General features: G+C 72.4%; 8 protein-coding genes and 1 riboswitch. Of the genes, 1 reads left to right on the top strand and 7 read right to left on the bottom strand.

The annotated features are described in order from the left end of the window. Positions 1–71: 71 nt before the first annotated feature. The 5 genes from cobN to MKK75_RS22810 are packed head-to-tail and all read right to left on the bottom strand — an operon-like array spanning position 72 to position 5,824. The gene (gene cobN, locus MKK75_RS22830) at positions 72–3,416 is read right to left on the bottom strand and encodes a cobaltochelatase subunit CobN (protein ID WP_244044799.1); all 3,345 of its coding nucleotides are present in this window, start codon (positions 3,414–3,416) and stop codon (positions 72–74) included. A gap of 46 nt (positions 3,417–3,462) precedes the next feature. Beyond that, positions 3,463–4,497 (bottom strand): cobalamin biosynthesis protein CobW, encoded by a 1,035-nt coding sequence (gene cobW, locus MKK75_RS22825; RefSeq protein WP_244044798.1) that lies wholly within the window; start codon positions 4,495–4,497, stop codon positions 3,463–3,465. Then, positions 4,494–4,895, bottom strand: coding sequence for a DUF1636 family protein (locus MKK75_RS22820; RefSeq protein ID WP_244044797.1), 402 nt, complete (start codon positions 4,893–4,895; stop codon positions 4,494–4,496). The genes cobW and MKK75_RS22820 overlap by 4 nt, the downstream gene beginning before the upstream one ends. Then, a complete protein-coding gene (locus tag MKK75_RS22815) occupies positions 4,888–5,625 on the bottom strand; it encodes a CbtA family protein (RefSeq protein WP_244044796.1) in 738 nt (245 codons plus the stop codon). The genes MKK75_RS22820 and MKK75_RS22815 overlap by 8 nt, the downstream gene beginning before the upstream one ends. Before the next feature lie 16 nt (positions 5,626–5,641). Next, positions 5,642–5,824: a CbtB domain-containing protein gene (locus MKK75_RS22810; protein WP_244044795.1), complete on the bottom strand. Its 183-nt coding sequence runs from the start codon at positions 5,822–5,824 to the stop codon at positions 5,642–5,644. 33 nt (positions 5,825–5,857) lie between these two features. Further along, positions 5,858–6,052: riboswitch (cobalamin riboswitch) on the bottom strand. 133 nt (positions 6,053–6,185) lie between these two features. Between MKK75_RS22810 and MKK75_RS22805 the strand changes: the two genes are divergently transcribed. Next, complete coding sequence (locus MKK75_RS22805) at positions 6,186–7,208, top strand: DUF4424 family protein (protein WP_244044827.1); 1,023 nt, start codon at positions 6,186–6,188, stop codon at positions 7,206–7,208. Between the two features lie 325 nt (positions 7,209–7,533). Here MKK75_RS22805 and MKK75_RS22800 read toward each other — a convergent pair whose 3' ends face one another. Together MKK75_RS22800 and MKK75_RS22795 are read right to left on the bottom strand one after the other, a co-directional pair. After that, on the bottom strand, positions 7,534–8,397 hold the full coding sequence (locus tag MKK75_RS22800; protein WP_244044794.1) for a WecB/TagA/CpsF family glycosyltransferase: 864 nt from the start codon (positions 8,395–8,397) through the stop codon (positions 7,534–7,536). Beyond that, the gene (locus tag MKK75_RS22795) at positions 8,390–9,778 is read right to left on the bottom strand and encodes a GumC family protein (RefSeq protein WP_244044793.1); all 1,389 of its coding nucleotides are present in this window, start codon (positions 9,776–9,778) and stop codon (positions 8,390–8,392) included. Before MKK75_RS22795 ends, MKK75_RS22800 begins: the two co-directional genes overlap by 8 nt. Between the last annotated feature and the right edge of the window lie 297 nt (positions 9,779–10,075).

The following is a 10,075-nucleotide window of genomic DNA, read 5'->3' as shown; positions in this document are numbered from 1 at the left end:
GCGGGCGAGGCCGGGGCACCAGCCTCTCCGGCTGGGCGCCTCTGGCAGGACCCGGCGATGCGCGGGCGCGCTCACTCGGCCGCCTCCGGCATCAGCGCGTCGGCCGGCAGGGCGTTGCGCCGGCTGTGCCAGAGGCCGCGGTCGCGGGCCTCGTCGAAGCGCTCCAGGATCGCCCGCGTCGCCGCGGGATTGGCGGCGCGCAGGCGCTCGAACACCTCCGCGTCGGCGATCCAGGCCGCGTAGAGCCGGTCGAAGCCGGCGTCGGACACGGCATCGCTCGCGGCGGCGAGCACGAAGACTGCATCAAGCCCCTGAGCTAGCTCCTGCGCCCCACGGTAGCCGTGGCGGAGCTGTGCGGCGACCCAGCGGGGATCGGCGAGCCGGCCGCCGATCAGGCGCGCGGCGTCTTCCCGGGCGGTGCGGGCCTTCGGGCGTTCTGGCACGGAGACATCGAGGCTGTAGAGCGCCGGGCGGCCATCCTGCAGCGCCGCCGCGGCCGCAAACCCGCCCATCGCGTCGACGGCGGCGTCGCCGTCGAACAGGTCGCGCTCGGCCGCGTCGAAGGCGTGCAGATAGGCGTCGGCCGCCGCGACCCGGGCGGCGAAATCCGCGTCCGGCCCCTCGCGGTCGCCGTAGGCGTGGGCGCTGGCGGCGAGATAGGCGCGGCCGAGATCGGCGCGGGTGTCCCAGGATCCGTCGAGGGCGGTGGCGGCCGTCCCGGCGCCGTAGCGTCCGGGCGCCGCGCCGTAGACCCGGGCGGCTGTCCCGCCGCGCCTGCGGGAGGCCGCAAGCGGGTTCTCGTCGTCGGCCTCGTCCCGGTCGGCGACCGCCCGAGCGGCGCGGTCGATCAAAGCCAGCGTCTCCGGGAACGTGTCGCGGAACGCGCCCGAGACCCGCACCGTCACATCGATACGCGGCCGGTCGAGCATCGCGAGCGGCAACACCTCGAACCCGGTCACGCGGGTGCTGGCATGGTCCCAGACCGGACGGACGCCCATCAGCGCCAGCGCGTGCGCCACGTCCTCGCCGCCGGTGCGCAGGGTCGGAGAAGCCCAGAGATCCATCACAATGCGGGCCGGATAGGCGCCCTCGTCCTGGAGGTAGCGCGTCACCACGGCGTCGGCGGCCTTCGCGCCGAGGAGCGCTGCAGCGCGGCTCGGGATCGCCCGCGGGTCGAGGGTCGCGAGGTTGCGTCCGGTCGGCAGCACGTCGGTGCGCCCGCGGGAGGGCGAGCCGGACGGGCCGGGCCGAACGAACCGGCCGTCCAGGGCCGCGAGGAGCCCGGCGCGTTCGGCCTCGGCACTCGCCGCCACCGGGGCGGGGGCCCCGTCGGAGGCACGGCCGAAGACGTGCAGGCCATCCCGAAAGCTGGTTTCGCCGAGGTCGCAGAGGTGGGCGTCGAGCCGTGTCAGCGCCTCCTCCATCGGCGTGTCGGCGCCGATCCCGGCGCCGTCGAGCAGTCCGGCGGCTTGAGCCTCCTCCAGGATGGCGCGGGCGATCAGGGTGGCGCGGCGGGGATCGATGACGCTGGCGGCGGCGTATTCCTCCACGAGTTCGCGCAGCCGCGCCGCCTCTGGCGAGAGGTCATGAGCGGCGACCTGCGGCGTCAGATGGCCGAGGGCGATGCCGCCGAGGCGGCGCTTGAGCGGAGCGGCCTCGCCGGGGTCGTCGACGATGAAGGGATAGACCACCGGCAGGGCGCCGACGCAGAGCGCCGGGAAGCAGCCGGGCGACAGGGCCACGGCCTTGCCGGGCAGCCATTCGGTCGTGCCGTGGGTGCCGAGCTGGACCAGCACGTCGAAATGCCGCCGCAGCCCGAGATGGAAGGCGAGATAGGCGTGGGTCGGGACCCGCTCGGGATCGTGGTAGCCGGCCTTCCGGTCGGGATCGCGCCCGCGGTCGGGCTGCAGGAAGATCGTGAGTCCGCCGCTCGCCGTACCCGCGGCGTCGGACGACACCATCCGGAATTGGAACGCGCCATCGATGCAGTGCGAGTCCGTGTCCGGCTCGCCCCAGGCCTGCGCGAGGGCAGCGCGCGTCGCCTCCGGCACGCCGTCGAGCCAAGCCCGGTAGGCGGCGAGCGATACGCGAAATCCTCCCGGCCCCTCGGTGAGCGCCGTCATCAGCGCGCCGGCCTCCGGCAAGGCGTACCCGGCATAGCCCGCGGCGGCGAGGTCGGCGGCGATGGCCCGGGCGCTCTCCGGCGTATCGAGGCCGACCGCGAAACCGGCCCGGCCGCCCCGCGCCGGATAATCGGACAGGACCATCGCGACGCGCCGCTCGCCCCGGGGCAGGGCGGCGAGCCGCAGCCAGCCGGCGGCCCGGTCGGCGAGCGCTGTGATCCCCGGCGCGTAGGCCACCGCCCGGCGCTCGGCGAAGCCCGCGATCTCGGCCTCCTCCTCCTTGAAGGAGATCGGAAAACCCGAGAGGCGGCCGTCGAATTCCGGCAGCGCCACCTGCATGGCGAGATCGGCCGCGCCGAGCCCCCGGGCCGAGGCTTTCCAGGCCGCGCGCGGGGATCCGACCGTGAAGGCCTGGAGCACCGGACAATCGGCGCCGTCGAGCACGAAGTCGGTCCCGTCCTCGCGGGCCGAGAAGGCGGTGGCGGCGATGACCAGATCGGGCCGCCGCGCCCGCACGGCGGCCGCGACCGCGGCGGCGGCCTCGGGTTCCTTGAGGCTCGATACGGCCATCGGCAGGACGCCGATCCCCCGGGCGCGCAGGGCGGCGATCAGGGCGACGAACGGCTCGGTATCGCCGCCGAGCACCGCGGAGCGGTAGACGAGCAGCAGTACGAGCGGCGTGGCGCGCAGATCCCTCAGCGGGACCGCGGTTTCCGCCGCCGCGACGGCCCGATCGAGGGGCAGCGCGCCGCAGCCCGGACACCACGCAAAGCCCCGGGGCAGCGGTTGGGGCGGCTCGACCGGGAGATCGGCCCCCGTCCGCGTGGCGAGCAGCCGCAGCATCCGGCGCAGATTCTCGGGTCCGCCGGCGCGGAAATAGGCGTCGAGCCGTTCCGCGAACGCAGGATCGGTCGAGAGGGCGGCGAGCCGCGGATCGGGCCGATCGTCCCCCGGCAGCACCGCGAGCATCACGCCGTGCGCCCGGGCCGCCGCGGCGCAGCGCTCGACGCCGTAGCGCCAGTAATCCAGGCCGCCGAGGCAGCGGATCACCACGATCCTGGCCCGCGCCACGACGCGGTCCACGTAGAGATCGACCGACAGCGGGTGCCGCAGCTTGGCCATCTTGGCGAGGCGCAGGCTCGGCAGGCCCGGCTCGGCGGCATGCGCCCGCGCGATCCCGGCGAGGTCGCTGTCGGTGAAGGACAGCACCACGAGGTCACCGGGCTCCTGCCCGAGATCCACCGCCGCCTCGCCCTCGTCGAGGGAGACGGCATCGATGCGCACGAGATGCATCGCGCCCGTCCCTAGGCCGTGTCCGGACCGGCGCGCGCGACGGGTCTCATCCCGCGAGCGCCGCCGCGACGGCGGCCCGGTCGAATCCCTTCAGCCCAATCACCACGAGCGCTCCGTCCCGGGCCTCGCCCGACCGCCAGGGCCGGTCGAAATGGTGGGTGACACGCCGGCCGACCCCCTGCACGACGAGGCGCATCGCCTTGCCTTCGACCTCGGCAAACCCCTTGATCCGCAGGACGCCAGCGGTCTCGGCCGCCCTCTCGACGCGCGCCGCGAGATCCGCCGCCGTCACCGCCGGGCGGATCGGCAGCGCCACGGTCTCGAAATCGTCGTGGTCGTGATCCTCGCCCTCGCCGTGATGGGAGGGGCGGGCGTCCAGATCGTCCTCGGCCGCGGCGCCGAGGCCCAGCAGAACCCGCGGATCGATGACCCCCCTCTCGGTCTCCACCACCTTCACGGCGCGGGGCAAATGCCCCTCCACCTCGGCGCGGACCCGGGCGCGGGTGGCTGCGTCGATCAGATCGGCCTTGTTGAGCACAACGAGGTCGGCGCAGAGGAGTTGGTCCTCGAACACTTCCTCCAGCGGGTTGTCGTGATCGACCGACTGGTCGGCAGCCCGTTGGGCCGCCAGCGCTTCGGGATCCTCCGCGAAGGCGCCCGCGGCCACCGCCGGCCCGTCGACCACCGCCACGACGCCGTCGACCGTGACCCGCGAGCGGATCGCCGGCCATTGGAACGCCTGGACCAGCGGCTTCGGCAGGGCGAGGCCGGAGGTCTCGATCAGGATGTGCTCCGGCGGCTCGGCGCGACCGAGCAGGGTCTCCAGCGCCGGCACGAAATCGTCCGCCACCGTGCAGCAGATGCAGCCGTTCGGCAGCTCGACGATGGATTCCTCGGTGCAGCCTTCGACGCCGCAGGCGGCCAGGAACGACTTGTCGAAGCCGACGTCGCCGAACTCGTTGACCAGGATGGCGAGTCGGCGGCCCTTCGCGTTCTCGATCACGTGGCGGACCAGCGTCGTCTTGCCGGCGCCCAGGAAGCCCGTGACGATGGTGCAGGGGATTTTGGCGACGAGGGTCATTCAGCGGCCTCCAGGGTGCCGGCCGGAAGCGGGCGCGGTGCGGGGAAGGGGGGTATCCGAGCGATCACGCCCTTCTTGAACGCGGTCGGGCGCTCCCGCCACGGGACGATCCCGTCCGGCGTCGCGGCGTAGGCGGCGAGCCCCGCCAGGATGGTCTCGGCGGAGGCGGCCGGGTCCATGTCGCCGTACACGTAGGTCCAGCGGTCGGCGGCGGCGACCGCCACCGTGCAGGGCCGCTTGCAGACCGACAGGCACTCGACCGGCTCGAGCCGCAGGTCCGGGGCGCCGCCGGCCCGGTCCCGCAGGGCGTCGAGGAGGCGTGCGCCGGCCCGGGGGCCGTCCGGATCGTCGCCCTCGCGGCGGCAGGTGGTGCAGACGTAGAGGACGGTCTCAGCCACGGGCCGTCCCCCGTGCCGTCCCGCGCCCGAAGACCTGCCACGCCCGGCCGAGCCCGAGGCCGAGCAGCGTCCAGAACACGAAGCTGATCGCCAGCGAGCGCGCCGCGAACTGCGCGGCCAGCGCCGCCGGCAGCCCGGAGGCTCCCTCCGGCGCCTGCGGTGCGCCGACCACGTGCGGCGCGATCATCAGCACCAAGCCGCCCAGGATGGCGATCAGGCTCCGGCGGACCACGATCAGATAGAGGCCCATGGCGGTCGCCGCCGCAGTCATCACCCACCACGCCTGCCGGACGGCCAGCGGCGCCGCCTCGCTGCCCGGCAGCTCCGGCGGCAGGCCGAGGCCCGGAGCCAGGGCGACGCTCGCGAAACCCGCCACCGCGAAGGCGAGGGCGACCTGCGGCGTCGGCTCCCGCCCGCAGGCGAGCATCACGGCGCCGAGCAGGAGCGCGTAGCCGACGGCACCCACCAGGGTCGCGAGACCGGTGAAGGCCATGCGGGGCAGACCGGGGCCGGGCTGCCATTCCGGTGCGCCGTCCGGCGCCGCGTGATCGTGCCCGGCATGCGCCAGAACGATCGGAAGCGCGCGGGCAGCTTGGTGGCTGGGCTCGGCCTGCTCGTAGCGTTCGGCCGCCACGATCAAAGGTGAGGTCAGCGTGAGTTCGAGGCCCGTCACGACGACGGCCGCGAAGAAGCCGGCAGCCAGCGCCGCCGACAGAAGCCGGATGATCATCCCTGCGTCGACGGCGTCAGTGACAGGGGAAGTTCTGGGTATGCCGGAAGTCGTGGGCCGCGTTGTGGAACGCGATCGCCGGCGAGAAGCCGACCATGAACAGCAGGCCGAGGCCGAGGAAGGCCGCGAGCGCCACGGCGATCGGTCGCTCGGACGCGCGGGTGCCGGCAGCGACGGGGGCGAGGGTCGAGGTCGTCATGATTCTGTCTCCAGCCGCCCCACCGGCGGCACAACGGGATCCTGTCGTGACGGCAGGTCTCCTGGCTCGCGGCTCGACGCCCCTGCCGCCTTCCCGGATCGCTCCGGTGGCCCTCGGCAGGCGCTCGCCGCTCACAGTTGCGGGGGCAGCCGCGGATTCGAGGCTCGCGCCCCTCACCGCATTCCCTTTTCACCCCGTCGCCGGGGCACCGTCACGCGATCGTTGTAGACGCATGACAGCTCTCGCACAACGGAGGCGCGGCGGAATCCTGTCCGATCCGGTGGGGGTCGGACGATCGATCCGCCGATCCCGGCGGCCGCGCCGGTCGCCTCCGATCCCGGGAGCCCGAAGCGTGATCGTGATGAGAACCCTGTCGCTGGCCCTCGCCCTCCTCGCGGCGACCTTCCTGCCGGTCCGGGCCGACGACACGGACGCTTCGCTCAACGCCGGGAATCTCGTCCTGGACCGGGGCGGTGCGATCACCCTCGTGGCGGAAGATCTCCATCTTTCTGAGCAGGGCGTGCGGACCGATTACCGGTTCCGTAACCCGACCGACGCGGACATCGAGGCCACGCTGGTGTTTCCGATGCCCGATATCGTCGGCGCCCCCGGGACGGCCGTATCCATCCCCGAACCCGCGCAGGCCAATTTCCTGGCCTTCGACGCCACCGTCGATGGCCGGACCGTCCCGTGGCAGCTCGAACAGCACGCCTTCCTGATGCGCGACGGCCAGCCGGCCGAGGTCTCCGACGACCTCGAGGGTCTCGGGATCCCGCTGGTGCCGACCGTCGCGGCGACGGCGGTGCCGCTGCGCCTTCTCCCGGAGAGGCGCCGCCTCGCCCTGATCGCGGCCGGGTTCCTCGATCGGCAGGTGCACGAGGACGGGACGATCTCGGACGTCCCGCTCTGGACACTGACATCCAGGTTCCGCCACCGGCAAGTCTTCCCGGCCGGGAAGGAGGTCGCGATCCGCCAGAGCTTCACGCCGAGTCTGGGCGGCCGATCCAGCCTGGCGTTCGGTTCGCCGGATCTCGGTCCGACGCAGATGGCACGCTATTCGGAACGGTTCTGCACGGATCCCACGTTCGCGCGGTCGGCCCAGACCCTGTACCGGCGTTCGAGCGCCGACGGCAGCCGGTCTTTCGAGGCTTACGAGCAGTATCTCACCTACGTGGTTCCCGCCGGGGTCGGGGCGATCGGCACGTTCAGGCTGGTAGTGGACAAGGGTGATCCCGCCACGATGGTCGCCTTCTGCGGCAGCAATCTCAGGAAGACCGGCCCGACTACCGTCGAGATGGTGGTGAAGGACTTTGTGCCACACCGCGATATCGATGTGCTCTTCCTGAAAAGTGCGCCCCGCGTGTCGGCCTGGCCACCTCTTTGAGGGGCGTCGCGGCGCCGTGTTCGGCGCGGCATCGGGGTCCGGCCTGTGCTGAGCGGAGCCCTCCTTTCATCACCGAGAGGGGTTGGCTTCCGGATACGAGGGGCTCGTCGGGACGGCGCTCGTCCGGAGTCGCCCCGCACCGTCGCTCCGGTTTCACCTGCGCGTCCCGCACGGACGGCGAGGTCCGTGCGGGTTTCGTCCCGCATGCGGGGCGCGGGGGCGTCGCGCTCCTTCTCCGGGCGCTGCACGACTATCGCAGCCCGCACAGGCGGGAGGGCGTGTCGGGAAGCCGCGCGGTCGTGGTCCCCGAGGATGGGGGCCGCGTTCAGCCCCCGCGATCCGCGAGCCGGTCCCGCGCGACGATGCCGATGAAGCGCCAGGACTTGATGAAGTAGCGGCGAAACAGCCGCCGTGGTGCCTGGAGAAACCGGAAGACCCATTCGAGGCCCAGGTGCTGCATCAGGCTCGGCGCCCGCGTCAGATAGCCCGCCGCCACGTTCAGCGCGTCCCCGACGCAGAACACCACGGGGTCACCCAGCTCGGACCGGTGCCGATCGATCCAGATCTCGGATTTCGGCGCTCCGACGCCCATCACCAGGAGCGTCGTCCCATGAGCGCGGATCCGAGTTGCCAAGTCCCGGCTGTAGTCGCGATCGGCCTCGAAGCCGTAGGGTGGGACGGCGCTCGTCACCGCCCCTTCGGGCAGACCCTCGGCGCGCAGCCGGGCCGTGAGCGCATCCGCCGCGTCCTGCCGGGCCGAGACCAGGAAGATCCGCTGGGCGAAGGGCGGCGGATCGGCCAGCACGCAGGCCAGGAGATCGTGGCCGGTCACGCGATGGACCGGACGGCGACAGGCGGCCCGTGCAAGCCAGACCAGGGGCATCCCGTCGAGCGTCCGGGCGGCGGCACGGTCGTAGGCGCCGCGAAAGGCCGCGTCCGCACTGAGCTGGACGATGTGATCGACATTCGCCGTTACGATCATCCGGAGCCCGTCGTCCCGTCGGGCCGCCACCGCGGCCACGATCGATTCGGCGCTGCCGGTGCTGAAGCGCAGGCCGAACAGCTCGGCGGTCGCGCCCGGCAGGGCCGAGCCCGGGAGCAGGGGGGTGGGCAACCGGACGGTGCGCACCTCCCGGGGAAGCGGATCCGCCGCTTTCAGGTCGAGTCGGATCTGCCCGAGGTTACGCATCGGCGGCTCGGAAGCTTGCGCCGGGACGGACGGCGGTCCGCTGCGAACGGCGGCGGTCGCTGTCGGCACCGAGTGCCAGGGCGATGCCGCCGCCGAGCAGCAGACCCAGCACCAGGGCGAGCGGCAGGACGATCTTCGGCGAGGGCGGGAAGGTCCGCTGGCGGGCAGGCGTCGCCGCGGAGATGATCCGCACGTTGGTGGTGTTGAGCCGCTCCTGCTCGCTCGCCTCGCGGGCGCGCTTCAGGTAGGCCTCGTAGACGCCCCGGCGGGCTTCGAGCGTCCGCTCCAGCTCGCGCAGGCCGACATAGGCCCGGTCGCTGGAGACCGTCTCGGTCTTGACCTGGTCGAGACTGCCCCGGATCGCCGCCTCGCTGGCAGCCGCCCGGTCGTAATCCTTCTGGGTCGTGTCGATGATCCGCTCCTTCTCGCGCTGGATCAGGCGCTGGAGGTCCCGCTGCTGGGCGTATTGCTCGGCCATGGCCGGGTGGCGCTCGCCGAGCCGGGTCGCGAGCTCGGCGGTGTTGCGGGAGAGCGTGGCGTATTGCTGGCGCAGCGCCTGCATCTCCAGCGACTGCAGCATCTCGGGCAGGGCGGTGCTCGGATCCGCCGAGCGCATCTTGCGCGCCTGATCGAGCCGTGCCTTCGCCTCCGCGGTCTTGATCGCGGCGGTGACGAGCTGCTGGTTCAGGTCGCCGAGCTGCTGATCCGTGAGCAGGCGCCCGCTCGAGGCTACGAGCTTGTGATCCTCGCGGTAGCGCACCACCGCATCCTCGGCCTGCTCGACGTCCCGCTTGAGGCTGGCGAGCCGGCCCGCCAGGGCATCCGAGGCGCGGCGGGCGGTCTCCGTTCGGGCGGAGGCCTCCTCGGCGAAGTAGGCGTCGCCGATCGCGTTGGCGATCTGCGCGGCCTTCTCGGGGTCGCGGGACTGGACCGAGACGTCGATCACGAAGGTCCGCTCCGCCCGGCGGACGCTCAGCCGGTTCTGCAGCGTGTCGAGGGCGATGTTGACCGGGTCCCGGCTCGCGGGCGGCGGCAGCATGCCGAGCGCGCCCTTGATCCAGTTGAGCGTCGCGCTGTTGCCCTCGGGCAGCACGAACTCGTCGTCCTGATCGAGGTGCAGACGGGCGATCACCCGGCGCAACACGTTGTCGGACTGGATCACCCGCACTTGGCTCTCGGCGATCGAGACGCCGCTGTCGGCCTGGGGCTGGCGGGCGTTCACGTCGTTCTCGACGACCCGGAGGTCGCTCGGATCGACGAGGATCTGGATGCTTGAGGTGTAGCGCGGCGGGATCAGGCCGAGCAGCGCGATCGCGACCGCGACCATGAACAGGGCGCTCAGCGCGATGAAGCTGCGGCCGCGCCACAGGCGCCGCAGCATCACCTTGGGATCGTTTCGGGGCGTCACCTCCGGAAGTACAATCCGGACGGGTTGCTCACCACTAATTCGCGTCGAGAAGTCGAACATACGCATCGCTCCCTGACCCTCTGGGACGGATCGATCGGCCACCGTCCCCGTCGTCCTGTTCCTGTTCCGATCAGCTTCGTGCCGATTCGGAACAGGACGCCGCCGTGGCCAGTGTCTTCCAGGGTATGTCAGCAATCGCCGTACCGCCAAAGTACTCTCGCCTTGAGCCGACTTCTGCGATTCAACACCTGCAGATGATCGGTCTAGTGG

This window comes from Methylobacterium sp. J-030 (assembly GCF_022829545.1).
In the GTDB taxonomy this organism is placed as follows: domain Bacteria; phylum Pseudomonadota; class Alphaproteobacteria; order Rhizobiales; family Beijerinckiaceae; genus Methylobacterium.
Note: the sequence above shows the minus strand (reverse complement) of the source record. Positions and strands in the feature narration are given on the sequence as shown.

Bases quoted from the DNA above. Each gene is read 5' to 3' on its own strand.
- MKK75_RS22810 (WP_244044795.1), bottom strand. From the start codon at position 5,824: ATGACGACCTCGACCCTCGCCCCCGTCGCTGCCGGCACCCGCGCGTCC.
- cobN (WP_244044799.1), bottom strand. From the start codon at position 3,416: ATGCATCTCGTGCGCATCGATGCCGTCTCCCTCGACGAGGGCGAGGCG.
- MKK75_RS22815 (WP_244044796.1), bottom strand. From the start codon at position 5,625: ATGATCATCCGGCTTCTGTCGGCGGCGCTGGCTGCCGGCTTCTTCGCG.
- MKK75_RS22800 (WP_244044794.1), bottom strand. From the start codon at position 8,397: ATGCGTAACCTCGGGCAGATCCGACTCGACCTGAAAGCGGCGGATCCG.
- cobW (WP_244044798.1), bottom strand. From the start codon at position 4,497: ATGACCCTCGTCGCCAAAATCCCCTGCACCATCGTCACGGGCTTCCTG.
- MKK75_RS22795 (WP_244044793.1), bottom strand. From the start codon at position 9,778: ATGCTGCGGCGCCTGTGGCGCGGCCGCAGCTTCATCGCGCTGAGCGCC.
- MKK75_RS22805 (WP_244044827.1), top strand. From the start codon at position 6,186: ATGAGAACCCTGTCGCTGGCCCTCGCCCTCCTCGCGGCGACCTTCCTG.